Source organism: Hymenobacter piscis, assembly GCF_018760735.1.
GTDB lineage: Bacteria > Bacteroidota > Bacteroidia > Cytophagales > Hymenobacteraceae > Hymenobacter > Hymenobacter piscis.
In genome coordinates, this window is the sequence record NZ_JAHHZN010000008.1 from 77,337 (window position 1) to 103,875 (window position 26,539).

Genomic DNA, 26,539 nt, shown 5'->3' on the forward strand with positions numbered 1-26,539 from the left:
TGGGCACTTATTGATCTGAGCTGGTTGGTTTGGTTTCGCTATCCGCCCGCAAACGTGTAACGCAGGCTTCCTGCACCCAACGCACGCCCACCGTGCTTTCCCCGAAAAAGCCCCGTACCTTTGCCCCCTGAATCGGGCCGATAGCCCGGCTCGCTATTTCACCAACTCACCATTTTACCTTATGGGTCTCCGCTGCGGTATCGTCGGCCTGCCGAACGTCGGCAAATCCACGCTTTTCAACGCCCTTTCCAACGCCAAAGCCGAATCGGCCAACTACCCGTTCTGCACCATCGAGCCCAACGTGGGCGTGATTACCGTGCCCGACGAGCGGCTGCAGATTCTGGAAGCCCTGGTGAACCCCAAGCGCGTGCTGCCCACCATCATCGAGTTCGTGGATATTGCCGGCCTCGTGAAGGGCGCCAGCAAAGGCGAAGGGCTGGGCAATAAATTCCTGGCCAACATCCGCGAGGTAGACGCCATCATCCACGTGGTGCGCTGCTTCGACGACGAGAACATCGTGCACGTAGCCGGCGGCGTGGATCCCGTGTTCGACAAGGACGTGATTGACACCGAGCTGCAGATCAAGGACCTGGAGAGCGTGGACAAGAAGCTGGCCAAGTCGGAACGCTCGGCCAAGAGCGGCGACGCGGCGGCCAAGAAGGAAGTGGTGGTGCTCCAGAAGTTCAAGGCGGCCCTCGAAGGCGGCCAGAACGCCCGCGCCCTTAACGCTACGCCCGAGGAGCTCGAAGCCGTGGCCGATCTGCAGCTGCTCACCATCAAGCCCGTGATTTACGTGGCCAACGTGGACGAGGGCAGCATCCAGAACGGCAACGCCCACGTGGCCGCCCTCCAGGCCCACGTGGCCCAGGAAGGCGCCGAAGTGGTGCTCGTATCGGCCGCCATCGAGTCGCAGATTGCCGAGATGGAAGACCCCGAGGAAAAGGAGATGTTCCTGGGCGAGTACGGCCTCACCGAATCGGGCCTGAACCGCCTGATCCGCGCCTCCTACTCCCTGCTCAACCTGATTACCTACTTCACGGCCGGGGTGCAGGAAGTACGCGCCTGGACCATCCACCGGGGCGACAAAGCCCCCGCCGCCGCCGGCGTCATCCACTCCGATTTCGAGAAGGGCTTCATCCGGGCCGAGGTTATCAAGCTGGCCGACTACCAGGAGTACAAGACCGAAGTCAAAATCAAGGAAGCCGGCAAAATGGCCGTGGAAGGCAAGGAGTACGTGGTCCAGGACGGCGACATCATGCACTTCCGCTTCAACGTGTAGCTGAACATCCCCGCGCGTCATGCTGAGCGCAGCGGAGCGGAGTCGAAGCATCTCTACCGCTTCGTTGCAGTACTAACTTTAGCGTCAGGATTACCACTGCGGTAGAGATGCTTCGACTGCGGCTGCGCCTTTGCTCAGCATGACGTTCTTTTTACCCTTTCCCTCCCAACCTCATGGACGTAAAAGACAGCAACGGCAACCTGCTCGCGGAAGGCGACTCGGTGACGCTCATCAAGGACCTGAAAGTGAAAGGCTCCTCGCTCACGCTCAAGCGCGGCACGGTGGTCAAGAACATCCGCCTCACCAACAGCCCCGCCGAAATTGAAGGCCGGGCCGGCGGCAGCACGATGGTGCTCAAAACCGAGTTCCTGAAGAAAGCATAACGCCGCAGTTTCTGCCGCCTCCGCCGTACCTTAAGCGCCCCGCCCGAACAATTCGGACGGGGCACTTTTTTTATTCAAATGGAACAATTCATGTACTGTATAGCTGGGCTATTTCTCAGCACGTCCTGCCAGTCAAAACCGCCTATTCTGCATGAAACAGGATTATTGGTAATGGACAGAGCGCGCAACTGTACGAGCGGTGATTACTTTATTCCGTGCAGTTTCAGCGACACCCTTTCACTGGGCCAGAATGTTATGTCGATAACTGCGCATACAGCCCGCATTGTATCTCCCGCCCAGTTTGAATTCGCATTAATGAGGCATTCTTGGCCCAGTTCGCCCGACTCATTCTACGTGAAAGGCAGCTTTGAAGAACGGTCTTACATATCTGCTGTTGAGCTTACTCTACAACGTGAGGACGATCTATCAGTTAACGAAATATATAAAACCACACCTCGGCGTATGGCGGGAGCCGTCGTGATTAACCAATTCCACCCTGGCTATTACCGGATAGTACACGCGCAAATGATTATGCTCATTGAATAAAAGAGAAGAGGTATTCACAACCATTAATGCCTCCTCTCTTTTATTCAATGAGCATAATCTTGCTACTTCCCCACCACCTTAAACAGCGTCCCGGCGCTGAGTTTGTCGGTGGTTTTCATGCCGTTGAGGATGGCCAGCTCCTCGTAGCGCTTCGAGGACACGCCGTTGGCGGCCAGGGCCTGGGCCAGGGTCTGGCCGGCTTTGGCGGTGCGGATGCGGATTTTCTCCGATTGACGGTTGAGCTTGCTGGCATCGGTGAGGCGGCGGAAGCCCTGGGCCGTGCGCTGGAAGGTGGCCCCGTAGCTGCCGAGCGTGCCGGGGCCGCAGAGGCCGATGAGGGCGTACATCGTTTTGCCATCCTGGATGATGTAGGACAGCGTGCTGGCCGTAACGCCCTGCTGCCCCTGCTGATTCTGCCCTACCTGGTCGCCCTGAATGGCCAAAGCGGGGAAGCTGTTGATGGTGGTGCGGCTGGCCTGGGGCGAGTTCAGGTTGAGCTGTTTGGCCAGGGCCTGCCCCGCCTGCTCCAGGGTGGCACCGGGGGCCAGGGTCAGAATCTGGACGGCTTTGCCGTTGGGCTCGGCCATCTGGAACTGGCTGGGCGAGTTCTGGTGCTGCCAGCCCTGGGGGACCGGAAACTGGAACTTCAGCTCGGGATGATAGAATACGTTGCTTTCCACGAAGCCCTGGCGCGGGTCGTCGCCGTACGGCAGGCCTTCGAGCATGCGCAGGTAACTGTTGCGGTTTACGGTGAGGGTGCGGCCGCCGGCGTTTTGCTTGGCCTGGGCCGCCAGCTGCTTCACGGTGGTGTACCGGTCGGCGGAGTTGGGGTGGCTGCTCAGAAAGGTCGGCGTGCCGCCCGCGCCGCTGGCCTGCTCCTGCCGCTGCAGGGTCAGGAAGAAATCGGCCATGGGGGCCGCATCGTACCCGATTTTGCTGGCGTAGGCCACGCCCAGCTTATCTGATTCCCGCTCATCGTCGCGGCCGTACTTGAGAAATACCAGGCCCACGCCCTGGGAAAGCGGCTGGGCCACCGAGGCTACCCGCTTCGAGAGAATGGAGCCCAGCAGCAGCGCCCCGGAGGCCAGGGTGGAACGCGTCTGCTGCTTCTGCCCGTGCTTGGCCGTGATGTGGGCAATTTCGTGGCCCAGCACGCCGGCAAACTGGGCCTCGTTGTTGAAGTGGGCCATAATGCCGCGCGTAAAGTACACGTTGCCGTCGGGGGCGGCAAAGGCATTAATCATCGGCGAATCGAGGATGGTGAACTGGTAGCCGTAGCTGGCGCGGTCCGAGACGGCGGCCATCTGCTGGCCCTTCACATCAATAAACTTCTGCAGGGCCGGGTTATTGAGCAGCCCGAACTGGGCCACCACCTGCGGGTCGGGCTCCTTGGCCGGGGGCAGGGGGCGGAACGCCGTGGAACCAGCCAGCGGCAACAGCAGAGCCAGCGCACCGAAACGGAAGGAACGAAAGAGCATCATATAGGGAAAGCAAAAGGTGGGAATACCCCGGCAACGAGGCGGGGTAATGGAAAAGTAACGTTGGGCGGGTTGGGAACCAGAAGGTCTAACTACACCCGTCATTCCTTGGCTGCGCTCGGAATGACGGCCATTTGGTAGTACAGGGTGCTCTATTTCCCCACCACCTTGAACAGCATGCCCCGGCCCAGCTTGTCGGAGAGCTGCATGCCGTTGAGGATGGCCAGTTCCTCGTGGCGGGCGGCCGGCACGCCGTTGGCGGTCAGGTTCTGGGCCAGGGTCTGGCCGGCTTTGGCCGTGCGGATGCGCACGCGCTCGGGCTGGCGGTTAAGCTTGTCGGCGGCGGTCAGGCGCTGGAAGCCCTCCATGGTACTGGTGAAGACGGGCGCGTAGCCGGCAAAATCGGCCGGGGCGGCGGCCCCGATGAGGGCGTAGATGGTTTTGCCGTCCTGAATCAGGTAGCTCAGCACCCGCACGCCGGCCACCTGCTGGCCCGTCTGAGGGTCCTGCTGCACCTGGTCGGCCACGAAGGCCACGGCCGGGAAGCCGTGCACGGTGAGCTTGCGCGACTCGGCCACCTGGAGGCTGAACTGCTTGGCCACGGCCTGGGCAGCTTCCTCGGGCGAGGCGCCGGGGGCCAGCATGAGCATCATCAGGGCCTTGCCGGCGGGGTCGGCCATCTGGAACTGCTGGGGCGAGTTCTGGTGCTTCCAGCCCCGGGGCACCGGAAACTGGAATTTCAGCTCGGGGTGATAAAAGGCGCTGTTCTCCACGAAGCCCTGACGCGGGTCCTCGCCGTAGGTGATGCCGTCAATCAGGCGCAGGTACTGGTCGCGGTTGACTTTGAGGGTGGTGGGGTTGCCATTGTTTTTCTTCCAGGCGTCGGCCAGCTGGTGCACGCGGTTGTACCGGTCGGCGGGGTTGGGGTGAGTCGAGAGGAAGTCGGGAATGGGCTCGGCCCCGCTTTTGGCCTGCTCCCGCTGCAGGGTCTGGAAGAAATCGGCCATCTGCGCCGCATCGTACCCGATTTTGCTCGAGTACTCCACCCCCAGTTCGTCGGACTGGCTTTCGTCGTCGCGGCCGAATTTGAGGAAGAGCAGCTGCATGCCCTGCATGGCCTGCTCGCCGAACTGAGCCAGCCGGGGCGAGGCAATCATGGCCCCCATCATACCCACCTGGCCCAGAATGGCGTTGGTTTGCTGCTTGGCCGAGTGCCGGGCCGTCACGTGGCCGATTTCGTGGCCCAGCACGCCGGCAAACTGGGCTTCGTTGTTGAAGTGGGCCATGATGCCGCGCGTGAAGTACACGTAGCCGCCGGGCACGGCAAAGGCGTTAATCACCGGCGAGTCGACGACGCGGAACTGGTAGGTGAGGTCGGCGCGGTGGGAAACGGCGCCCATCTGCTTGCCCTTCTCATTGATGAAGGCCTGCAGTTTCTGGTCGGGATAGAGGCCGAACTGGGCCGTCACGGCCGGGTCGGTTTGCTGGCCCATGGCCAGCTCCTGCCCTTCCGATACCAGCATCACCTCCCGTTTGCCAGTCACGGGATTGGTGGCGCAGCCGGGCAGCAGCAAGGAAGCCGTAAGGGCAGGGAGTAGAAAGCGTCGGAGCATAGGGAGAGGAATGCCGGTGAGAAGTAGGCGTTCAACGCAATTTTCCCGCCAACTGTTGACGTTCCCCGGCCAGGGGCCCCTCACGAGCCGGAAGCCGGCGCCGGGTTTTCCTCGTGGCGCGACGGCCCGGCGGTGGTCTGCTCCTCCTCTTCCTGCACCGTGGGTCGGCCCTGCTGCCGGTCGAGCCAGTTCATGACCGGCGTGGCCAGCACGCCGTGCAGCACCACCGACACGAGCACCGTAAACCCGACCGTGGCCCACAGCTCCCGGCCAGCCGGAAAATAACGGGTATCGAGGGCGAAGGCCAGGTAGAAAAACGAGCCGATGCCCCGAATGCCAAAAAACGAAATTACCAGTCGTTCCGGCCAGCTCAGTCCGCTGCCCATCAGCGTGAGCATGCCGCCCAGGGGCCGCAGCCCCAGCACCAGCAGCAGCCCCAGCGCCGCGCCGGTCCAGGTCAGGTAATCGAACAGGCCCCAGGCAATGGCTCCGCCGAATAGCATGAGAATTACCACGATGAGCAGGCGCTCCAGCTGGTCGGTGAAGTCGTGCATCTCGGTCTGGTATTCGTGGCTGCGCTCGTGGCGGCGCAACGTGACGGCGGCCACGAACACGGCCAGAAAACCGTAGCCGTGTACCAGCTCGGTGAGACCATAGGCCGTGAGCGTGACGGCCAGGGCCACGAACCCGTAGGCCTCGGGCCGGATACGGATGCGGTGGGGCAGATCGAAAATCAGGTACGACAACCCCCGGCCCGCCAGCCAGCCGCCCAGCACGCCCATGGCCGTGCGGTAGCCCAGATCCATCCAGGCCCAGTGCAGCAGGCGCGCCCCCAGGGGCTCGGCGGCCACCGGCAGCAGGGCCAGGGCCAGGTACACGAAGGGAAAGGCCAGGCCGTCGTTGAGGCCGGCCTCGGCGGTCAGGGCCAGGCGCACGTTGTCTTCGCGGCCCTCACCGGGCTCGCCCACCTGCACGTCGCCGGCCAGCACGGGGTCGGTGGGGGCGAGGGTGGCGGCCAGCAGCACGGCCGAGGCGGGCAGCATGCCGAACAGGCCCCAGGCAATGCCTGCAAAGCTGCCGATGGTCAGCAGCATCAGGCCCAGCACCAGCACCAGCGGAATCCGCCAGGCCCGAAGTGAAAAGCGCTTGTCAATCTTGAGGCCGGTTCCGGTCAGGGCTACCGTCACGCAGATTTCGGTGAGGTGGGTGGTGAAGGAGGAAAACTCCACCGGGTCGGGGTCGGGCAGGCCCAGCGGCAGCCAGAACAGCAGCATGCCCAGCCCGATGAAGAAGATGGGGTACGAGAGCGGGTAGTTGCGAAGCAGGGAAGGCAGCCAGGCCACGCCCAGAATAGCCACGCCCAGCACGACGAGAATCAGATTATACAGGGACATGCACGTGAGGGTCCGGGGTAGTTGGGGTCCGGGGGAATAAGTTGATCGGAGTTGACAGTACGTTAGGCGGAGCGGAGTCGGAGCATCGCGCGCGCAATGGTAACGCCTAACAGCCGGCTTGGTTCTGCAACAGCAGTACGCGAGATGCTCCAACTCCGCTCCACTTCGCTCAGGAGGACCGTTCGTTTACCTCGTCTCTCAGCCCTCATCAACCCGGTTCCCCCCACTTACGGGCGGCGGCGGTTCACGTCGAGGCGCTGGTAGCCGATGAGCAGGTCGGTGCGGGTACCGGGCGGACGGTAGTACACCAGCAGGTCGTACTGGTTTTCGGTTTCCTGGTGGCTGCCTTCCCAGGGCACGCTGTTGGCCCCGGTGGGCGTCTGGGTGGCGTAGTAGTAGTTATAGTAGCCCTGCTTGAGCAGCGCGTGGCCCCGGTACGCCTGGTTGGCGGCGTCGTAAGTCAGCCGGAATTCGTCGCGCAGCTGCCAGTCAGAGAGGGCGCCCAGCACGTAGACGGGGCCGGCGGCGGGAGCTTCGGCCCGGAGCAGAAAGGCCACGTCGAAGTACTCGCCGTTGGTGTCGCCGTTGCCGTACTCGCGGCTCTCAATCACGCGCTGGCCGTTGATGTCGTCGTACTGGGTGTAGCCCTGGCCGGCGCGGGTGGTTTCGGGCTGGAGCGCGGCGGTGCGGGGCGTGGCCTCGGCGTCGATGGCTGCCACCCCGATGCCCAGGGAGCGGAAGGTGCGCAGGTCGAAGAAGCGGAACTCGCTCAGGCCGGGGAAGGCGTTTTCGAAGTTGAAATACTGGTAGTCGAGCTGCTGCTCGGCGTCGCGCACGAAGGTGGGGCGCAGGTTGTAGTGAGCGTTATCCCAGCGGAAATTCTGGCGCAGCACCACTTTCACTTCCTGGGCCGGATTCACGAGCTGCCGGTTGTAGCGGATACCGAAGTCAAGCTGCTGAAGCGTGTAGCGCTCCTGGCCCGCCACCGGAATGCCCTGCTGTAGCCGCACCTGCACCGCGCCTTCCTCAAACACGAGCACCCGGCGGCTGATGAGCGGGGTGCCGCCCGCCCCCTGCACCACCCACAGGTAGTTGCCCGAAATCGTCACCCGTGGCATCTGCACCGAATAGTGCAGGTAAGGCACCTTGGTGTTCACCGAGGCCCGGTAGGTGGTAATGTTCTGCTCGTTGATGTCAGTCAGAAACTGCATGTCCGTGAGCACCGAGGGCTGCCAGTTCAGGTCGCAGTGGATGAGCTTGGCCGTGACGCGCTGACCCGGCCCGCCGAGCACGTCAAACTCCAGCTGCACGGGCTGGCCCTGGCTCAGGGGCACCACCGGCGGGTTGAACACCTCCCCGGCCTGGCCCGTGGGCACGTAGCACTGCACCGTGCGCACATTGGGGTCGTAGACGTAGTCCTCGTAGCGGAGCTTTTTATCGGCGTAGTACTCCGCCCCCGTCTGGCCGGGGGTGGCGGGCCGGCGGGCGGCGTTGGGGTCGGTGATGGGCGTACCCAGCGGCACGCAGGCCGTAGCAAGCAGCAGCAGAAGCGGAATGGTGTAATTGCGCATGTTTGCGAAGGTACGGGATGCTCCCTATCTTACCGTACTACCCAGAAATGCTACGATGGGACCATGCTGCGCCACTCCTACGCCACGCATTTGCTGGAAGCCGGCAACCGATATTCGTATTATTGAGGACCTGTTGGGCCATGCCAGCATCAAAACCACCAAAATCTACACCCGTGTGGCCCGACGTAACCGCCCCGCCTCCCCTCTCAACAGTCTTGGCCTTTAACCGACCAACTTGCGGTTATAGTGCCACTGTTGGACATATAACCGCTACTTACCTGCGGGCTAAGTAGATATAACCGAAACTGAACCACCTATGCCAGTAGCGGCAATAAGAATGTTATGTGCTACTTTAGAACGACACCAAGCCGACAATGAAAAACTTTAGCAAATCAACTTTTACCATTTCGACAATTATATTTGGACTTTTATTAATTCCGAGTTTTTTGGCTGCTTGGGCAGAAGACGAAGGAACACTTGGAACGAATATAATTTGGACAACATTTGCTAAACTATTTTATGTTCTCCATTTCCCGACACACACTTTACTGTGGACTTCTATAACCAAATTTGGTGCGACAGTTCACTTTCTTGGACTTGCAATTAACTGTGCATTTTATGGTCTAATTACAGAGCGACTTATTCAACTTTATAGACAATTAAAGGCTGACAATAGATAATGAAAAAAGTAACCATCTTATTAATTTCAATATTTGCGTTAGCTGTTGGGGCGTATTTAATTTGGTGGAGACTTCCAGTGACAATTAACAGAAGTGCAGACGTTAAACTTGGAAATGAAATCATAAACAAAATTGAAACATATAGCTTGACAAATAAACTCCCTGAAAATAACGATTGGGAAAATCTACGACAATTTGGATTTAAAGATAAAATTGACTTTTTACAACCAGAATATAGTAAATTAGATGACCATACTTTTGAATTAATTTTTGTTGGAGGTTTTGACGAACCATATTTAATGTGGAACTCAAAAGAACGAAAATGGAAAAATGGATTTCCGACAATTAAAAAAAATGAATAAAAAAGCAGCACATAACATCGGCTTGGCAATATGGCGGCTGAAGTGCTTCTATGAAACATTTGTGCAAGGTTCAACAGCATTAATTCTATTGAACTTTTGTGCTAAAAATCCGCCACATCGCCAAGCCGAAAAACGTTACAAATAATACAACACACAAAACCGCCCCGCTCAAAGCGTAAAGCTTCGGGCGGGGCGGTTTGCTATTTATTTACCTGTTTGCCGGTTTTAGCGGTGCAGGTCGAAGCGGTCCAGGTTCATGACCTTGGTCCAGGCAGCCACGAAGTCGCGCACGAACTTCTCGCCCGCGTCGTGGGTGCCGTACACTTCCGCAATGGCGCGCAGCTCCGTGTTCGAGCCGAAGATCAAGTCGACGCGGGTGCCGGTCCACTTCACCTCGCGGGTTTTGCGGTCGAGGCCTTCGAACAGCTCGTCGGCCTCGGAGGTGGCGCGCCAGGTGGTGCCCATGTCCAGCAGGTTCACGAAGTAGTCGTTGGTGAGCTGGCCGGGACGGTCGGTGAACACGCCGTGGCGCGAGCCGTCGTAGTTGGCGTCGAGCACGCGCAGGCCACCTACCAGCACCGTCATTTCGGGAGCCGTGAGGGTCAGCAGCTGGGCGCGGTCGATGAGCATGGCTTCGGCCACGGCCTCGTGGTGCTGGGCCAGGTAGTTGCGGAAGCCCTCAGCGCTGGGCTCCAGGGCCTCAAACGACTGAGCGTCGGTCTGCTCCTGGGTGGCATCCGTACGGCCGGGGGCGAAGGGTACCTCCACCGACTGACCCGCCGCGCGGGCCGCCAGCTCGATACCGACACCGCCGCCCAGCACAATCAGGTCGGCCAGGGACACCTGCTTGCCGTTGGTCTGGCCGGCGTTGAATTGCTGCTGAATGGCCGTGAGCTTGTCCAGCACTTTGTCCAGCTCGGCGGGGTTGTTGGCAGTCCAGTACTTCTGCGGAATCAGGCGGATGCGGGCACCGTTGGCGCCGCCGCGCTTGTCGGAGCCGCGGAACGTGGAGGCCGAGGCCCAGGCCGTGCGCACCAGTTCGGCAACCGTCAGGCCCGAGCTGGCCAGCGCGTCTTTCAGCGCAGCCACGTCGGCCTCATCAATCGGGGCGTAGTCGGCTTTGGGCAGCGGGTCCTGCCAGATGAGCTCCTCGGCGGGCACCTCGGGGCCTACGTAGCGCGAAATAGGACCCATGTCGCGGTGGGTGAGCTTAAACCAGGCGCGGCTGAAGGCATCGGCAAACTCCTCGGGGTTTTCGAGGAAACGGCGCGAAATCTTTTCGTAGATGGGGTCTACGCGCAGGGCCAGGTCGGAAGTAAGCATGAACGGCGCGTGCTTCTTCGCGGGGTCGTGAGCATCCGGAATCAGGCCTTCGCCGGCGTTGTTTTTGGGGCGCCACTGGTGGGCACCGGCGGGGCTCTTGGTCAGCTCCCACTCATACTCAAACAGGAACTTGAAGTAGTCGTGGCTCCACTGCGCGGGCGTGGAGGTCCAGGCACCTTCCAGGCCGCTGGTGATGGTGTCGCCAGCGTTGCCGGTACCGTAGGAGTTCAGCCAGCCCTGGCTCTGCTCGGCAATGCCGGCGGCGGCGGGCTCGTGCTTGATGTACTTGGCGGGGTCGGCGGCACCGTGGGTTTTGCCGAAGGTGTGGCCACCAGCAATCAGGGCCACGGTTTCCTCGTCGTTCATGGCCATGCGGCCGAAGGTTTCGCGGATGTCGCGGGCCGAGCCCATGGGGTCAGGGTTACCGTTGGGGCCTTCGGGGTTCACGTAGATGAGGCCCATCTGTACGGCTGCCAGCGGCTTTTCCAGCTGCCGGTCGCCGGTGTAGCGCAGGTCGCCGCCCAGCCACTCTTTCTCCGAGCCCCAGTAGATTTCGTCCAGCGGCTCCCACACGTCGGCGCGGCCACCCGAGTAGCCGAACGGCTTGAAGCCCATCGACTCCAAAGCGCAGTTGCCAGCCAGAATCATCAGGTCGGCCCAGGAAATCTGACGGCCGTATTTCTGCTTCACGGGCCACAGCAGCAGGCGGGCCTTGTCGAGGTTGGCGTTATCGGGCCAGCTATTCAGCGGAGCGAAGCGCTGCATGCCCGAGCCGGCACCGCCACGGCCGTCGGCAATGCGGTAGGTGCCGGCCGAGTGCCAGGCCATGCGGATAAAGAACGGGCCGTAGTGGCCGTAATCAGCGGGCCACCAGTCCTGCGAGGTGGTCATCAGTTCGAACAGATCCTGCTTCACGGCATTCAGGTCGAGCTTCTTGAACTCTTCCACGTAGTTGAAGCCCGGGTCCATCGGGTCCGACAGGGTGGAGTGCTGCCGCAGGATGTTGAGGCGGAGCTGATTGGGCCACCAGTCGCGGTTGCGGGTGCCGCTGCCGGCCGCCTGCTTCAGCTCCCCGTTCAGGAACGGACACTTCGCCACGGAGGTGTCGTTCATGAAGTACTCGGTGGTGTTGTTTTCGGGGGCGTGCCCCTGTTGTTCGTGCGCCATGAGGATGTTTAAGAAGATGTAAACGGAACGCTGGGAATACTTCGGAGTCACCGCCAGCGCGTGGCGGCCGGATGGTCAGACCCGCCGTTTCAGCGGCGGCTGGTTGTCGGGCTCAAAAGTAGGAAATGACTCCCAGATAAGAATCATTCTTATGTAGAAAGACAAAATAATGGTCCCGAATGTTCGCCGCCGCTGGTTTATCAAGGCGCTTACAGCCGTTCTTACGTCTCGCCTCACCCCCCGGCCCCCTCTCCGGAAAAGGAGAGGGGGAGCCTGACGTGTTGCGGTGCGGCCGGCAGTAGCGCGAACTGTGTAGTTCGCGTCCCCGCGCCATCCGGACGATTTCGTTCTGGGGCGCGAACTACACAGTTCGCGCTACTGCCGCCGTCCCTACTTCTCCGCACTTACATCGACCAAACCGTGCAACGAAGCGGTAGAAATGCTTCGGCTACGCTCAGCATGACATTTTTTTAGCCAGTACATCGTCTCTCTCATACACGCAAAAAGCCCCGCCGGATGCCGAAGCATCTGACGGGGCTTTTTGTATTTGGGGAATCCGTTGGCTTACATTTCAGCCAGCATTTCCCACCGGTCGTTGAGCTGGGCCAGCTCTTTTTTCACCTGCTCAAACTTGAGGGTGGTGTCCTTGAGCTGGGCGGCGTTCTGGTAGATCTGGGGGTCAGCCAGCTGGGCTTCGTACTGGGCCAGCTCCTTTTCCCGCTCGTCAATCTTCTTTTCCACCTCGGCCAGCTCTTTGAGGGCCTTTTTCTGGTCGGGCGAAGGGGTTTTGGCGGGCGCGGCTTCTACCTTCTTCTCCTCTTTCGGCAGGGGCTTGGGGGCCGAGGGCGAGGGCAGCCCGGCCTTCTTGGCGGCCTTCTCGCGGTCTTCCTGCCACTGCTCGTATTCGGCATAGGTGCCGGGGTACTCCTTGAGCTGGAAGTCTTCGATGTACCAGATCTTGTTGGCCACGTTCTCCACGAAGAACCGGTCGTGGCTAATCACGATGTAGGTGCCCTGGTACTGGTCGAGGGCCTGAATCAGGATGTTCACCGACTGCATGTCCAGGTGGTTGGTCGGTTCGTCGAGCAGCAGGAAGTTGGCCTCCGAAATCAGGGTTTTGGCCAGGGCTACGCGGCTTTTCTCGCCGCCCGAAAGCACCTTGATTTTCTTGTACACCTCGTCGCCGGTGAACAGGAAGGAGCCCAGCACTGAGCGCAGCTCCATTTCCGAGCGTTTCGAGCCGGCTTCCACCATCTCCTGCAGAATCTCATTCTCGATGCGCAGGCTTTCCAGCTGGTGCTGGGCGTAGAACGACATAATCACGTTGTGGCCCAGCTGGTGGTTGCCGTTGGTGGGTGCCTCCTGCCCCGCTACCAGGCGCATCAGCGTGGATTTGCCTTTGCCGTTGGCCCCGATGAGGGCAATTTTGTCGCCCCGCTCGATGTGGACGTGGGTGTCGCGGAAGATGATTTTCTCGCCGTACTTCTTGCCCACGTGCTCCATGCGCAGGATGTGGCGGCCGGGCGTGACGGTGAAGTTGAACTTGATGTTCACTTTGGCGTCGTCGGCGGCCACGTCTTCGATGCGCTCCAGCTTGTCGAGGGCCTTCACGCGGCTTTGGGCCTGCTTAGCTTTGCTGGCCTTGGCCTTGAACCGCTCAATAAACCGCTCGGCCTGCTTGATCTGGGCCTGCTGGTTCTCGAAGGCGCCTTTCTGAATGGCGTTGCGCTCCTCCTTTTCTTCGAGGTAGAACGAGTAGTTGCCGGCATAAGGCACCAGCTTGCCGCCGGTTACCTCCACGGTGGTGTTGGTGGTGCGGTCCAGGAATTCCCGGTCGTGGCTCACGATGATAACGGCGCCTTCGTAGCCTGCCAGGTAGTTTTCAATCCACTTGATGGAGGGCAGGTCCAGGTGGTTGGTCGGTTCGTCGAGCAGCAGCAGGGAGGGTTGCTGGAGCAGGATTTTGGCCAGCATCACGCGCATGCGCCAGCCCCCCGAAAACAGCTTCAGCGGGCGCTGCAGCTCCTCGGTAGTGAAGCCCAGACCTTCCAGAATTTCCTCGGTGCGGGCCTGCATGGTATAGCCGCCCAGGGCCTCAAAGCGTTCCTGCAGGTCGGCCAGCTTCTCCACCAAGTCGTCGGTGTAGTTGGTTTCGAACTCCAGCAGGATTTCGTCAATCTTCTTCTGAATATCCAGCGCCTCGCCAAAGGCCTGCATGGCCACCAGCAGGATGGACTCGTGGGAATCGTAGCTGAGCAAATCCTGGTTGAGGAAGCCCAGGCTCACGTCCTTACTCATCGAGATGGAGCCGCCATCAGGCTTGTATTCGCCCACCAGAATGCGCAGCAGCGTGGATTTGCCGCGGCCGTTGAGCCCGATCAGGCCAATCTTATCCTTGGGTTTGATGTGCAGGCTGGCCTTGTCGTAGAGCGTACGGGAGCCGAAATGGAAGTCGAGGTCGGTAATGGAAATCATCCTACTTTGCGGGGCTTGAAGCCGCAAAGGTACAGGTTTACCCACAGAGGTAGGCACTCTGCACTTACCTCCTTACCGCTTCACCCCCCCCTTAAATCATGAGGCCCTCCTATGAAGTATATTCTATTCGCCCTGAGCGCGTATCTATTTTGCAGTTGCGAATCTGAGGTCAGCCAGTATAAGAGAACTGCTATTCGATTACCCGCAAGCAGGGAAGTGTATACGTCTGGTGAAGCCGTCGATACCGTAGCCAGCCCACTGGATTCAGTTAGTGATTATTTACCCCGTGATATTACTCAACAACTGGAATCTACTCTAGCCAGCCACGCGGGCGGCGATATTAAACGCGTCTATACATTCAAAGAGAAGACGTACCCGTTCGGTGATAAGGCCACAGCGTTTGTGGCCAGTGCAGTCCTTATTAACCCCCGGAAAAATGTGGATTTTATTGGCCTGTACAGAAACGACAACGTCGATTTTTTCACTGAAATCCGCGCGTTTAAGGACAGCACTACCACCGACACCAGCATTGGCATCACGAAGCTGGAACAAGTCGGAAAGGACTACAAAATCACGTACGTCACCCGATTGAAGGGCATAAAAAAGCACAGTCGAATAAGCTTCCGTGACACGGTGGCTCAGCTTCAGTGGTATAAGCTCGAAGCAGGCCGGTAGCCCGGTGTTTCGTTTCAGGTAACTTATCTCCCTCTCTCACCCCGCTCTGCCCCATCTGCTGCTCCGGCAATGTGACTACCGGAAGCAGGCCGGGCATACAGAACTCGCCGCGTAGCTGGTAGCGGCCGGTTCAGCCTGTATCTTGCGGACTCAATCCCCTCTCCTACTTCTGCCGCATGATTCGTCGCCTGTTGCCCGTTGCCCTGCTTCTTGCTTTTGCCGCCTGCCGCTCCACGGAGCAGGAAGGCTCGGTGGCCGAATCGCGCGACCAGAACCTGACGGCGCTGGAAGGCGAGCAGTCGACCACTGAGAAAGTGGGCAACACGGGCCGGGGCCATGCCTATGTGCGCCGCTTCTACGAGCAGAAAGGCCGCTACTACGCCGTGCTCGATTACGTGCAGTTTCTGAAGGGCCCCGACGCAGTGGCCGCCGCCCAGCGCCGCGGCGACGCCATGACGGAGATGCAGAACGGCGACACAGTGTATTCAGTACCCAACAACTACTACATCGTCAACGACGTGAAAAAGGAGCGTACCCTGCCTTTGGGCACCAGGGCCACGTTCCGGTTCTGGCAGAACGGCGGCAACGGCCTGGCCCAGCGCCCTCTGGCTCCGGCCCAGGTTCTGGCAGCGCCCCCGGCGGCGCTGCAGTATGCGCCGTTTGTGGTGGTTACCCGGCAGGGCGAAATCGTGAGCCTGACGGAGCAGTTCGTGCCGTAGCAACAACGGCCGGGGTGGCAGAGCGGCGTTAAATCGACGTTAAACGGCCCCGGACGGCAACGTTTTTGTGGGCGGGGCCGCTCATCCTCGTCTTTCGTCATGATTCCGTTTTTCCGCCTGATCGTTGTAGCCGCGCTGGGGCTGCTGGCACTGCCCGCCGCCGCCCAAACGCCCGATTCCCTGGCCAATCCCCGGCTCGACAGCCTCTACATTGCCGAAACCCAGGACGTGAAGGGCCCTGACAAAGTACTGCACGCCGAGCCCCTGTTCATCGACCTGATCCGGGACCTGGGCGCGCGCAAGGGCGAGCGGGAGTGGAACGTGGGCCTGGGCCTGACCGATAACTTCAGCTACGACAGCCACGAGCTGCTGGTCGAATACGAATGGGCGCCGGTAAACCGGCTGGGCCTGGAGGTGGAAGTGCCGGTTACTTTCTACTCGGGCCGCCGCCAGAACGACACGCAGCGGCCCAAAAACCGACTGAATGGCCTCAAAACGGCGTTTCAGTATTCCTTCTACGTTTCAGAAAAGCACCAGACTTCCCTGGCTTTGGGCTATATCAATGAAGTGCTGCTCAATGATTTTACGGCCCTGAGCCGCCGCGCCGTCACGGGCAACGCCTACAGCCCGTTTCTGGTGGCGGCCCGCCGCTGGGGTTCCAATGTGCACTCGCTCATCTATACCGGCCCCATCTGGGAGCAGCACTACGGGCGCGAAGGGCACACCGAGTTCAGCTACCAGCTTAACTCGAGCTTTCACTACATGATTCCGGGCACCCGCAATTTCATCGGCCTGGAGACTAACAAGGTTTGGCAGCACGGTAGCTTCGACCTGACTTTCCGGCCGCAGATGCGCGTGAGTGTGGCCGACAACCTGATTATCGGCATTGTGGGCGGTATTCCGGTACGCCGCGAGAACGAGCGGCTCAGCTCCTTTCTGCGCCTGATTTACGAGCCCAGCCATAATCACCGCTAAGCTTGCCGGCGGCGGCATCCCGGCGCCAAGGGCCCTCTACCCCACAAACGGCCCCTTGAACTCCGGGGCCACGCGGTGCCTGGAGGCTTGCTCGTAGGCGTAGGCCAGGGCCAGCAGCGGGCCTTCCTGCCAGGCCCCGCCCACGAAGGAAAGGCCTACCGGCAGGCCGTGGGCCTGGCCCATGGGCACCGTAATGTGCGGGTAGCCCGCCATGGCCGCCGGGGAGGAAAAGCCCGGTCCGCCGCCCGCGTCGCCATTAATCAGGTCGATGCAGCGGGCGGGGCTGTTGGTGATGGCCACCACGGCATCGAGGCGGTGTTGCTGCAGCACCCCGTTCAGGGCCGCCCGGGCCCCGTCGCGCGAGGTTTGCAGGGCTTTGCGGTAGGCCGGGGTGGTCAGGTCGCCGAGCTTGTCGGAGGCTTCCAGAATTTCCTGCTGGAAAAAGGGCATGGCCTTGGCCTTGTTCCGGAGGTTGAAGGCAATGACCTCGGAGAGGTTCCTGACGCCCGCCCCGGCCGTGGCCAGGTACTGGTTCACGCCGTCCTTGAACTCGTAAAGCAGCACATCGTACTCGGCCTGGCCCAGCGGATCCGTGAGCTTTTCCACTTCCACTTCCACAATAGTAGCGCCCTGGGCCCGGAGCACGGCCAGGGCCGCCTGCAGCAGGGCCACGCCTTCGGAGTTGCCGGTCAGGTGGTTTTTCTCCACACCCAGCCGCTTGCCCTTCAGAGCGTCGGCTTTGAGGAATTCGGTGTAGTCGGCCGGGATGTTGCCGGCGCTGGCCCGGGTGGCGGCGTCCTGGGGGTCGGGGCCGGCCAGGGCCGTGAGCAGCAGGGCGGCATCGTGCACCGAGCGCGTCATGGGCCCGGCCGTGTCCTGGGTGGCCGAAATGGGGATGATGCCCGAGCGGCTCCACAGGCCCACCGTAGGCTTCACCCCCACCAGCCCGCTGCACGAAGCCGGCGATACAATGGAGCCGTCGGTTTCGGTACCGATGGCGGCGGCGCACAGGTTAGCCGAGGCCGCCGCGCCCGAGCCCGCGCTGGAGCCGCTGGGCGTGCGGTCGAGGATGTAAGGATTTTTGGTCTGGCCGCCCACGCTGCTCCAGCCGCTGGTGCTGCGCGTGGAGCGGAAGTTGGCCCACTCGCTCAGGTTGGTTTTGCCCAGCACCACGGCCCCGGCGGCCCGCAGCTTCTGCACGATAAAGGCGTCCTGCTTGGCGCGGTGCCCGGCCAGGGCCAGGGAGCCGGCCGTGGTGGGCTGCCGGTCGGCGGTATCGATGTTGTCCTTGAGCAGAATGGGAATGCCGTGCAAAGGTCCGCGGATTTTGCCCGCCTTGCGCTCCTGGTCCAGCTGGTGAGCCAGGTCGAGCGCCTCGGGGTTCACCACCAGCACCGCGCTGAGGCGGGGGCCGGCCTGGTCGAGGGCTTTGATGCGGTTGAGGTACTGCTCCGTAATGCCGCGGGCCGTGAGCGTGCCGCGCTGCATCTTCTCCTGCAACTCGGCCAGCGTATTTTCCAGCAGCCCGAAGTCGGCCGCCACCGGTTCGGGGGCGGGGGAAGCGGCACCAGCCGCCCCCGCCCCCGAACCGGCGGGGGGCGTCTGCTCGGGGGCGGAGGAACAGGCCGCCAGGGAGAATACGGATAAGGACAGCCCGGCTACGGAGCCGGTACGAAGGAAAATTCGACGATTCATGGAGGCAGCGGTTGAATGCTCAAGATAGGCGGCAAACCCGGAATCCAGGCTGGGTCGGCCGGAATTTACCGCACCAGTCGGTTTTCGTGCGCCCCTCACACCCGTTGCAACGCGCGCCGGCTCCCGGCGGCAATCCGGTAGCGCCAGCCCGGTAAAACAGAAGCCGGGCAGCCCGCGTACTGAGCTTGCAGCCCGTTACCCAGGCCTTAATTTGGCCCCGTGCTGGCTCGTATTGCCGCCTGCTATTCCTTGCGTTACTACCTGAATATGCCCTTGCTACCTGTTCTGGAAGCTCCGGAAATTATCATCAGCTATGACACTGAAAACCAGTGGCTGTACGCTGACTGGCAGGGCGAGCACACGCAGGACTCGGCGCGCGTGGGGTGCCACCACATTCAAACGGCCCTGGGCCAGTACCCAACCAGCAAACTGCTCAACGATAACTCCAACCTCTCCCGCCCGCAGATGCAGCTCACGGAGTGGGGGGTCAACTGGCTGCGGGAAATGTACGGCCAGGGCCTGCGCTTCGTGGCCTGGGTGTACGCCCCCGACTACCCGGGCCGCAAGCCCTCCGATGCCCTGGTGCGGTACCTGGAAAAGCCCACCGTGCTGGCTTTCGACGATGTGGCCACGGCCTTTCTCTGGCTCAGCCGCCAACAGGTGCGCCAGGCACCGGACGGACTGCCCGGCTCGTAGCGCACCTTTTTTTTCGTTGTTTCGGGTAGAAGCCGGGGGGCTATCCGCCTTCGCTGAGTTTTTTGGCCAACGGTTTCGGGACGCCGGCACTGTTGAGCAGGCCACTCACCAGGCCCTGCCGCCAGAGGGTGAACACCGAGTAGTGACGCTCCCGGCCCGAGTGCATACTGCCGGATTTCAGCGCCTGCCCGGGCCGGCGGGGATTGTTGTCGCGGATAACCAGGCCGTTGATGAGCGTGGTTTGTACCCGGTGCAAAACGCCCGGCTGGTTCCGGCGGTTGAGGCGCTGCAGCTTCAGATCAGAGTACCGGGCCCACATGGTGCCGCGGGCGGCCCGCTGGTCGAGCTGCATGCGGAACCGGATTTGCGCAATGCTGCCGCGGCGAAACCGGATGCCCCGGGTAGGTACAGTCATGGAATTGAGGATGGCCAGCGGGGCCGCGTAAAACGTGCCGCTGACCGTGTGCCGCCCGGTTGGGTCGAGCACATTGGCCCGCAGGGTTATCCGGGCCCAGCATTCCCCCTGGAGCAAACCGGTGGCCTCGCCCGTGAGCGGACGGGCCGCCCGCATGCGGGCCGGGTCGTTGCTCACGTTGCGCAGCGTGGCGGCAAACCGGGAAATCTGCAGAATGCCCGGCTGCGCCTGCCGCGGGGCGCGGTACTGCGTTGTGATGGTTCCCCCGCGGATGCGGAACTCGTCGAGTCCGAACTGGAAAGGGAGCCGGCCCAGGGCCTCAGGGGTGATGTGGGACACGGCGGGGTTCTCGGGGAAGCGTCCGTCGCTGCGGGTACTGATGCGGGGGTGGTCCATGGTCAGCGTGCCGGCCCGCAGCTGGTGGCCGTTGGCGGCTGCGGCGAAATCGAGGCCCACCAAACGCACCACGGGCAACCGCGCCGTCAGGTGAGCCACCTGGTGGCCCTTGCCCCGCGCCAGCGCCACCACCGACCGCGTGGGCACCACCGCTACCTGCTGCAATTCCAGGCGCCGGGCCCGGGTATCGGCCCGCAGCTGCTGCCAGGAAAGGTGGTAGTAGGGGGCATCGAGGGTGGCCGTGGCCCGGCCGGTGCGCAGCCGCCAGGCTTCGGCATAAAAGATACTGGTTCCGGGCGGGCGGTAAGGCAGCACGCGCAGGCCGGAGCCCCGCACCTGCACGCGGTCTGCGGCCGGGGCCAGCCCGGTACCGGCCACGCGCAGGCGGCCGCTGGTGGCTACCAACGCGCCCAGGCGGCACTCGCGCAGGTAAGGAGCCAGCAACTCATGGAAGGGCGGCGGGGGCGTGGCGGGCAGCGTGAGGGCCAGGTGCGGGCGCCGGAACCCGAGCGTATCGGCCCGGAAGCGGCGGCGGCCAAGGGCGGCGGCATCGAGGCCGCGCAGCACCAGCTGGGGCAAAGCCAGGCTCACGCGCAGGGCCGCGCTGCGCCGGTTGTTAATGGGTTGGGTGGGATGAATGGCTACGGAATCGAGTACGAGCTGGCGGACGGTGGTAGCGAACCGCAGCCGCCCCAGACTTACGGTGTGGCCGGGCACCTGCGCCACCAGCCCCCGGGCCCGCCCCGCCACCGAAGCCGCGTAACCGACCCGGGCCGAATCGGCGGCGCCGGCCGCGCTCAGGCGCAGGTCTCGGACCGTCAGGTCGGCCCGGGCCAGGCGGCCCGCCGGTTGGGTGGCCGGCCCGATGCGGCCCGTAAGGTGGCGCACCGTCAGGTACTGCACCCGCAGGCCGGCGCCCGGTAGCTGCTCGTGCAAAGGCCGCGGGTCGTCGGCTTGCGGGAGACGGTCCAGGCTTACGGCCACTGAATCGAGGCGGAGGCGGCCGATGGGCACTTCCCGCCCGCGCACCAACGCCCACAGGCCCACGTCTTCGACCAGCACGCGGCCCAGGGCCAGCGCCAGCCGGGGCCGGCGGGCCGAATCGGTGCCCACGGTGCGCAGCTGCACCCGGCGCACCTCGGCCCGCTGGCGCAGCAGGCTGGTGCGCAAGTGCCCGATGCGCAGCTGGTAGCGGCCCTGGCTGGCCGTGCGCACCTGCTGCTCCAGCGTGCGTTGCAGCCAGGGGTCGAGCAGAAAGGTAACGGCGGCCCAGATCGTCACGGCCAGCCCCGCCAGCACACCCAGCAGCCCGCGGCCCCAGTGGCGACGCAGCCCCGACCCGACGCGGGAAGCAGCAAAGTGGGAGAGAACTGGCACGGCTGGGCTTACGACGGCAATCGGGGTCGCGGCTGAACTGACTGCACATTTTTTTACCTTACCGTCCGACTGCCACGTAATCCAATCCGGCCGGAACGGCTACCTTGCACAGCGCCGAAGAACCCCGCCGGGATTTCGTTCGACTAACCGCCCAACCTATCGCCCGTGTTTGCAGTTAACTGCCCGATGCTCGCCATAACTTCTCTGCTCAACGCCCAGAACGCGGACCGGATCAACCGGCTGATCAAGAACCTGGAAACGGAATTTGGCCTCGACGACGTGCAGGCCACCCCCGATCCGCACATCACCTACCAGCTGGCCGGGGTGCGCAAGCGTAGCGCCCTCAAGCAGGTACTGCGCGAGGTGGCCCGCCACACCCAGCCCTTCGTGGCCCATACCAGCGGCCTGGGCGTGTTCCCGGGCCCCAACCCGGTTATTTACATCCCGGTGCTGCGCTCCGACGCCCTCAACCAGCTCCACCACCGCATTCTGCGCGCCACCGCGCCCCTGTGCCTGCGCACCGATAAGTTCAGCGGGCCCGACTGCTGGCTGCCCCACATTTCCCTGGCCCTGCACGATACTACGCCCGAGCTGCTGGGGCCCGTGATGCAGTACCTCAACCAGCAGACGTTCAATCTCAAGCTGGCCATTACCAACCTGGCCATTCTGCGGCAGGAAGACGATTTGTACGTGCCGGAAAAGATTTACGCCTTTGAGGGCCACAAGTACGAATCCTCCCCCACCCTGTTTGAAACGGCCCAATAAGCCGCCGGCCGGCCGAATGTGAATCCGGGCGTGTACTTTTGGACGCCGGTCCCGACTTTTGCCGGCTCTCCTACATCTTTCTGCTTTCTTTTGCCCATGTACCAACCCATTCTGCTGCTGCACTCCTGGACGCGCTGGCTCGTCCTTGTTTTTGGTCTGATTGCCATTTTCCGCGCTTTCGCCGGCTGGCAGGGCCGCAAGCCCTGGGTGGGCGCCGACAACGGCATGGGTGCCGCCTTCGTGGGCTCCATGCACCTGCAGCTGCTGCTGGGCATCATCCTGTACTTCATCAGCCCCTACGGCGTGAAGGCCTTTGAAACGGCGGGCAGTGCCGTTATGAAAGACCCGACCGGCCGCTTTTTCGCCGTGGAGCACCTGGTGGGCATGCTGCTGGCCGTGGTGGCCGCCCAGGTGGGCCGTACCCTCTCCAAGAAAGCCTCCGACCCCGTACTCAAGCACAAGAAGGCCTTCACCTGGTTTCTGGTTGCACTAATCCTGGTATTAATTATGATTCCCTGGGGCATATGGAACCCGGCCCGCCCGGTATTTCACGTTTAAACCGCCGGATAAGGCCGGTTTGGTTGTTTATAAAAAGGTCGGCCCCGGGGTCGACCTTTTTTAGTTATTCCATGATTGACATTCTCTAAATTTCTATATTGGCTACCCGCATCCCATCCTTCTCACCCCTTTCCATCCTATGAAAAAGCTTCTACCTCTGGGCCTGCTGCTGCTGCTGGGCTGCGAGCAGGCCGCCACTTCCGACGTGCAGCCCGCTGCTGCCGCCGCTGCCGCGCGGGCTTCCGTTTCCGTTGATTCGTACATGCGCGGCTTCGCCCTCTACGATCAGTGCATCTGGGGCTACGGGGCCTGCGCCGTGGCCGTTACGGAGGCCAACTCGCCCGAGGCAACGGGCCGGACCAGTAGCGCCCCCTCACGCATTCCGCGCGTACGCCTTACGCTGAGCCCGAGCCGGCTGCACGTGCAGTTCCTGACCCCTTACGATCCGGACGTGAAGCGTATCACCATCCGGCCCGGGGAGGAGTTCTTCGTGGCCCAGCCGGAAACCGACGCCCTGGGCGCCCACGCCATCAAAGTAAAAAGCGGCACGTATCCTGTTGATACGAACTGGGGTGAACACGGTGGAGTCCGCTTCAACGTGCAGGTGTACTAGCGCCTGAAACAACAGTTTAAGGGTTGGAAAGGGCGAAAATGCCGGCAAAAACGCTACCAGCAAGACTGGCATTTCCGTTCCTGACTCAGGTAGCGCTACACCCAACAGGGGCTTTCCGCCCGCCCTCTGCCCGAAGACCGGGGCCCGCCCCCGGAGGCCTTCTGCCGTGGTCTGCGGGGGGCAGGCGGATTTGTAACAGTCGTGCCAGGGCCGTAGGTTTACCGTTCTGCCTTCCGGCAGCATCCCTCCGGGACAGTACTTTTGCCCGGTGTGCTGCCCGTCCGGTACCCGGCCTTGGGGAGGGCGCGGCATTCGTTGCCCGGTTTTTGCGCCCGGCTGGCCCCGGTGCTTTTTCTCTCGTCAACCCTGTTGCTTTTGCGTTTTTCCGTTCTCGTTGGTCTGCTGTTTCTGATTTGTCCGGGGGTACTTGCCCAGCGGGTGCCTGCCACCGTGGTGGCCCGTCCCGGCGACGGGGCCCACGCCCTGCTCCGCCGCTACGGCCTCACCTCCAGCCAGCACTTCCAGCAGTTTCTGACGCTCAACAAGGCCAACCTGACCGCCGGCAACGGCCTCGTGGCGGGCCGCACCTACCGCCTGCCCACGGGCGCGGTTACGCCCGCCCGCCCGGCCCCTCCGGTTAGCGCCTCGGCACTGCAAGCCCCGGTTTTCGGCCCTTCCTACGCCCGGGTAATTGTCCGCGACCGGGCGCTGCGCGGGGCCGTGTACTACCTCTCGGCCGGGCACGGCGGCCCCGATCCGGGGGCTATTGGCAAGTACGGGGCCTACCGCCTGGCCGAGGATGAGTATGCCTACGACGTGACCCTGCGCCTGGCCCGGGTACTGTTGGAGCACGGCGCCACGGTGTACATGCTGGTGCAGGACCCCAACGACGGCATCCGCGACGCGAGCATCCTGCCCATCGACCACGACGAGGTGACCTACCCGCACCAACGCATTCCGCTCAGCCAGCTTCGGCGGTTGCAGCAGCGCATTGCCCAGGCCAACAAACTCTACGCCCGCCACAAGGGGGCCTATCAGCGCCTGCTGGCCCTGCACGTTGATAGCCGGAGCGCGGGCCAGAACATCGACGTATTTTTCTACCACCACGCCAACAGCCCGGCCGGCCTGCGCCTGGCCCGCAACATCCACCAGGTATTCACCAACCGCTACCGCCGCGCCCAGCCGAATCGGCCCTACGCCGGCAATGTATCGGAGCGCAGCGGCCTTTACGAGGTGCGCACCAGCCACGCCCCGGCCGTATTTATGGAGCTGGGCAACATCCGCAACGCCCGCGACCAGCAACGCTTCCTGCGCGCCGATAATCGTCAGGCCCTGGCCAACTGGATCTACGAAGGCCTGCTGGCCGACTACACGCGGAAATGAGTTGCTGGTTGTCAGTTGTCAGTTGTCAGTTGTCAGTTGTCAGTTGTTAGTAAAAGAACGTCATTCCGAGCGGAGCCGAGGAATCTCGCGTGCTGATGTTGCAGTAGTAACTCAACGTCAGCACGCGAGATTCCTCGGCTCCGCTCGGAATGACGTTCTTCTACTGACAACCAGCAACTGACAACTGACAACTCCATTACGGGTTCATCAACAGGAAGAGCAGGTTGTGGTAGAGGACGCCCTGGTCGCCGTCGTAGATGCCGTCGAGGCCGGCGTCTTCCATAATGGCTTCTACCTCTTCGTAGTCCTGGAGGAAGTCTATTTCCACTTCCTCCTCGCCGGGCACCTGGCTGTGGGTGAGGTAGCGGCGGCGCGGCTCGAGGGTGATGAAGAGCTTCTGATACTGGGTGCAGGCTACCAGCAGCGCCTGCCGGGCCTGAAGGGTTTCCTCGCCGTCCTCATCCTCGCCATGAACGTAGAAAGTCGTTTTTTCGGCTTCGGTCGTGTGCTGGAGGTAGGTCAGAATATCCAAGGACATGGCGCGGCGGGAAAGGGAGGGTGAGCCCGAAGGTACACGGTTGCAGTGGGAAATGCCGGCTTTTTTCGGGGCGGGTTCGCGGGAAACGGTAACTTCACGCTACCCAATTTTCCCACCCACCCTCCACTTCCCACCCGCATGACCAACCCCACCGACCACGCCTGCATCAACGGGCAGCGCCTGAACCCCGAGAGCCTGATGATGAGCTACGGCTACACGCCCGCCTGGAGCGAAGGCGCCATCAAGCCCCCTATTTTCCAGACCTCCACCTTCGTATTCAGGAACGCCGAGGAGGGCAAAGCCTTCTTCGAACTGGCTTATGGCCTGCGCCAGCAGGGCCCCGACGAGGAAATGGGGCTGATTTACTCCCGCCTCAACAACCCCAGCCTCGAAATCCTGGAGCACCGCCTCACCCTCTGGGACGGGGCCGAGGAAGCGGCCTCCTTCGCCTCCGGTATGGCCGCCATCAGCACCACGCTGCTGGCCCTGCTGCAGCCCGGCGACGTGGTGCTGCACTCCGAGCCCGTGTATGGTGGCTCCGATTTCTTCCTGAAGAACGTGCTGCGCAAGTTCGGCATCGAGGCCGTGGGCTTCCGCCCCACCGCCACGCCCGCCGAAATGCGGGCCCAGGCCGCCGCTATTGCCCCCGGCCGCCTGGCCATGGTGTACGTGGAAACGCCCGCCAACCCCACCAACCACCTCATCGACCTGGAAGCCTGCGCCGCCCTGGCCCGCCAGTACGCCACCCCCGACAAGCCCGTGCGCTTCGTGGTGGATAATACCTTCCTGGGCCCCGTGTTCCAGCACCCGCTCCGGCACGGCGCCGACGTGGTGCTGTACTCGGCCACCAAGTTCCTGGGCGGCCACTCCGACCTCATTGCCGGCGCCGCCCTCAGCTCCCACGCCCTGATGAAGGAAATCAAGGCCATGCGCACGTTCATGGGCACCATGTGCGACCCCAACACCGGCTGGATGCTCATGCGCAGCCTCGAAACGCTCAAGCTGCGCATGGAGCGCGCCGCCCAGTCGGCCCAGGTAATTGCCGACTGGCTGCGCGCGCACCCGCTGGTAGAGCGCACCCACTACCTTACCCACCTCGAGCACAACCCCGCCCAGCAGGACATCTACCAGCGCCACTGCCTCTCGCCGGGCTCCATGATTTCGTTTGACATCCAGGGCGGCGAGGCCGAAGCCTTCCGCTTCCTCAATGCGTTGCGCCTCATCAAGCTGGCCGTGAGTCTGGGCGGCACCGAGAGCCTGGCCGAGCACCCCGCCACCATGACCCACTCCGACATCACCGTGGAGGACCAGAAGGAAATGGGCATCACCGCCCAGATGATTCGCCTGAGCATCGGCGTGGAAGACCCGCAGGACCTGATGCTGGATTTAGGCCAAGCGTTTGAGGCCGTGGGCGTGCCGCAAGCAGTGCGGGAGGTGGCGGAGGTAGCGTAGGCCAGACCACA

22 protein-coding genes are annotated in these 26,539 nt (G+C 62.3%); 13 read left to right on the forward strand and 9 right to left on the reverse strand.

What is annotated here, in order from left to right; all coding sequences use genetic code 11:
• Window positions 1–181 precede the first annotated feature (181 nt).
• Window positions 182–1,279, forward strand: coding sequence for a redox-regulated ATPase YchF (ychF, locus tag KLP40_RS10605; RefSeq protein ID WP_215593753.1), 1,098 nt, complete (start codon window positions 182–184; stop codon window positions 1,277–1,279).
• Window positions 1,280–1,452: 173 nt separating this feature from the next.
• Window positions 1,453–1,662 carry a zinc ribbon domain-containing protein YjdM gene (locus tag KLP40_RS10610; protein ID WP_019947089.1) on the forward strand — a complete coding sequence of 70 codons (210 nt, stop codon included), beginning with the start codon at window positions 1,453–1,455 and terminating at the stop codon, window positions 1,660–1,662.
• 608 nt (window positions 1,663–2,270) lie between these two features.
• Here KLP40_RS10610 and KLP40_RS10615 read toward each other — a convergent pair.
• The 4 genes from KLP40_RS10615 to KLP40_RS10630 form a co-directional block, all read right to left on the reverse strand.
• A complete protein-coding gene (locus KLP40_RS10615; protein WP_215593754.1) occupies window positions 2,271–3,689 on the reverse strand; it encodes a M48 family metalloprotease in 1,419 nt (472 codons plus the stop codon).
• A gap of 149 nt (window positions 3,690–3,838) precedes the next feature.
• Complete coding sequence (locus KLP40_RS10620) at window positions 3,839–5,299, reverse strand: M48 family metalloprotease (RefSeq protein WP_215593755.1); 1,461 nt, start codon at window positions 5,297–5,299, stop codon at window positions 3,839–3,841.
• A gap of 80 nt (window positions 5,300–5,379) precedes the next feature.
• Complete coding sequence (locus KLP40_RS10625) at window positions 5,380–6,693, reverse strand: cation:proton antiporter (protein WP_215593756.1); 1,314 nt, start codon at window positions 6,691–6,693, stop codon at window positions 5,380–5,382.
• Window positions 6,694–6,920: 227 nt separating this feature from the next.
• Window positions 6,921–8,264: a type IX secretion system plug protein gene (locus KLP40_RS10630; protein WP_215593757.1), complete on the reverse strand. Its 1,344-nt coding sequence runs from the start codon at window positions 8,262–8,264 to the stop codon at window positions 6,921–6,923.
• 374 nt (window positions 8,265–8,638) lie between these two features.
• Here KLP40_RS10630 and KLP40_RS10635 point away from each other — a divergent pair, with 374 nt between their 5' ends.
• Both KLP40_RS10635 and KLP40_RS10640 read left to right on the forward strand, forming a co-directional pair.
• Window positions 8,639–8,944, forward strand: coding sequence for a hypothetical protein (locus KLP40_RS10635; RefSeq protein WP_215593758.1), 306 nt, complete (start codon window positions 8,639–8,641; stop codon window positions 8,942–8,944).
• On the forward strand, window positions 8,944–9,306 hold the full coding sequence (locus KLP40_RS10640; RefSeq protein ID WP_215593759.1) for a hypothetical protein: 363 nt from the start codon (window positions 8,944–8,946) through the stop codon (window positions 9,304–9,306). The genes KLP40_RS10635 and KLP40_RS10640 overlap by 1 nt, the downstream gene beginning before the upstream one ends.
• A 225-nt stretch (window positions 9,307–9,531) precedes the next feature.
• Here KLP40_RS10640 and katG read toward each other — a convergent pair whose 3' ends face one another.
• Both katG and KLP40_RS10650 read right to left on the reverse strand, forming a co-directional pair.
• Window positions 9,532–11,796, reverse strand: coding sequence for a catalase/peroxidase HPI (gene katG / locus KLP40_RS10645; RefSeq protein WP_215593760.1), 2,265 nt, complete (start codon window positions 11,794–11,796; stop codon window positions 9,532–9,534).
• A 564-nt stretch (window positions 11,797–12,360) separates the two neighbouring features.
• The gene (locus tag KLP40_RS10650; RefSeq protein WP_215593761.1) at window positions 12,361–14,271 is read right to left on the reverse strand and encodes an ABC-F family ATP-binding cassette domain-containing protein; all 1,911 of its coding nucleotides are present in this window, start codon (window positions 14,269–14,271) and stop codon (window positions 12,361–12,363) included.
• Between the two features lie 111 nt (window positions 14,272–14,382).
• Between KLP40_RS10650 and KLP40_RS10655 the strand changes: the two genes are divergently transcribed.
• The 3 genes from KLP40_RS10655 to KLP40_RS10665 all read left to right on the forward strand — a co-directional run bounded on the left by KLP40_RS10655 (window position 14,383) and on the right by KLP40_RS10665 (window position 16,640).
• A complete protein-coding gene (locus KLP40_RS10655) occupies window positions 14,383–14,946 on the forward strand; it encodes a hypothetical protein (RefSeq protein WP_215593762.1) in 564 nt (187 codons plus the stop codon).
• Between the two features lie 176 nt (window positions 14,947–15,122).
• Window positions 15,123–15,665: a hypothetical protein gene (locus tag KLP40_RS10660; protein WP_215593763.1), complete on the forward strand. Its 543-nt coding sequence runs from the start codon at window positions 15,123–15,125 to the stop codon at window positions 15,663–15,665.
• A 99-nt stretch (window positions 15,666–15,764) separates the two neighbouring features.
• Entirely contained in the window at window positions 15,765–16,640 is an 876-nt protein-coding gene (locus KLP40_RS10665; RefSeq protein WP_215593764.1) for an HAEPLYID family protein, read from the forward strand.
• Window positions 16,641–16,676: 36 nt separating this feature from the next.
• On the opposite strand, the gene KLP40_RS10670 is transcribed toward KLP40_RS10665, so the two are convergent.
• Window positions 16,677–18,335: an amidase gene (locus KLP40_RS10670; RefSeq protein ID WP_215593765.1), complete on the reverse strand. Its 1,659-nt coding sequence runs from the start codon at window positions 18,333–18,335 to the stop codon at window positions 16,677–16,679.
• A gap of 267 nt (window positions 18,336–18,602) precedes the next feature.
• Here KLP40_RS10670 and KLP40_RS10675 point away from each other — a divergent pair, with 267 nt between their 5' ends.
• Window positions 18,603–19,031, forward strand: a complete 429-nt coding sequence (locus KLP40_RS10675) for a hypothetical protein (RefSeq protein WP_215593766.1) — start codon at window positions 18,603–18,605, stop codon at window positions 19,029–19,031.
• A gap of 40 nt (window positions 19,032–19,071) precedes the next feature.
• On the opposite strand, the gene KLP40_RS10680 is transcribed toward KLP40_RS10675, so the two are convergent.
• Complete coding sequence (locus KLP40_RS10680; RefSeq protein WP_215593767.1) at window positions 19,072–21,219, reverse strand: AsmA family protein; 2,148 nt, start codon at window positions 21,217–21,219, stop codon at window positions 19,072–19,074.
• Window positions 21,220–21,405: 186 nt separating this feature from the next.
• Here KLP40_RS10680 and KLP40_RS10685 point away from each other — a divergent pair, with 186 nt between their 5' ends.
• The 4 genes from KLP40_RS10685 to KLP40_RS10700 all read left to right on the forward strand — a co-directional run bounded on the left by KLP40_RS10685 (window position 21,406) and on the right by KLP40_RS10700 (window position 24,538).
• Window positions 21,406–21,984, forward strand: a complete 579-nt coding sequence (locus tag KLP40_RS10685) for a 2'-5' RNA ligase family protein (RefSeq protein ID WP_215593768.1) — start codon at window positions 21,406–21,408, stop codon at window positions 21,982–21,984.
• 96 nt (window positions 21,985–22,080) lie between these two features.
• Entirely contained in the window at window positions 22,081–22,542 is a 462-nt protein-coding gene (locus tag KLP40_RS10690) for a hypothetical protein (RefSeq protein WP_215593769.1), read from the forward strand.
• Between the two features lie 139 nt (window positions 22,543–22,681).
• The gene (locus KLP40_RS10695; RefSeq protein ID WP_215593770.1) at window positions 22,682–23,155 is read left to right on the forward strand and encodes a hypothetical protein; all 474 of its coding nucleotides are present in this window, start codon (window positions 22,682–22,684) and stop codon (window positions 23,153–23,155) included.
• Window positions 23,156–23,521: 366 nt separating this feature from the next.
• Window positions 23,522–24,538, forward strand: a complete 1,017-nt coding sequence (locus KLP40_RS10700) for an N-acetylmuramoyl-L-alanine amidase family protein (protein ID WP_394370026.1) — start codon at window positions 23,522–23,524, stop codon at window positions 24,536–24,538.
• Between the two features lie 196 nt (window positions 24,539–24,734).
• Here the strand turns inward: KLP40_RS10700 and KLP40_RS10705 are convergent, their stop codons facing one another.
• On the reverse strand, window positions 24,735–25,076 hold the full coding sequence (locus KLP40_RS10705; RefSeq protein ID WP_215593771.1) for a hypothetical protein: 342 nt from the start codon (window positions 25,074–25,076) through the stop codon (window positions 24,735–24,737).
• 138 nt (window positions 25,077–25,214) lie between these two features.
• Between KLP40_RS10705 and KLP40_RS10710 the strand changes: the two genes are divergently transcribed.
• On the forward strand, window positions 25,215–26,528 hold the full coding sequence (locus KLP40_RS10710; protein WP_215593772.1) for a cystathionine gamma-synthase family protein: 1,314 nt from the start codon (window positions 25,215–25,217) through the stop codon (window positions 26,526–26,528).
• Window positions 26,529–26,539 lie beyond the last annotated feature (11 nt).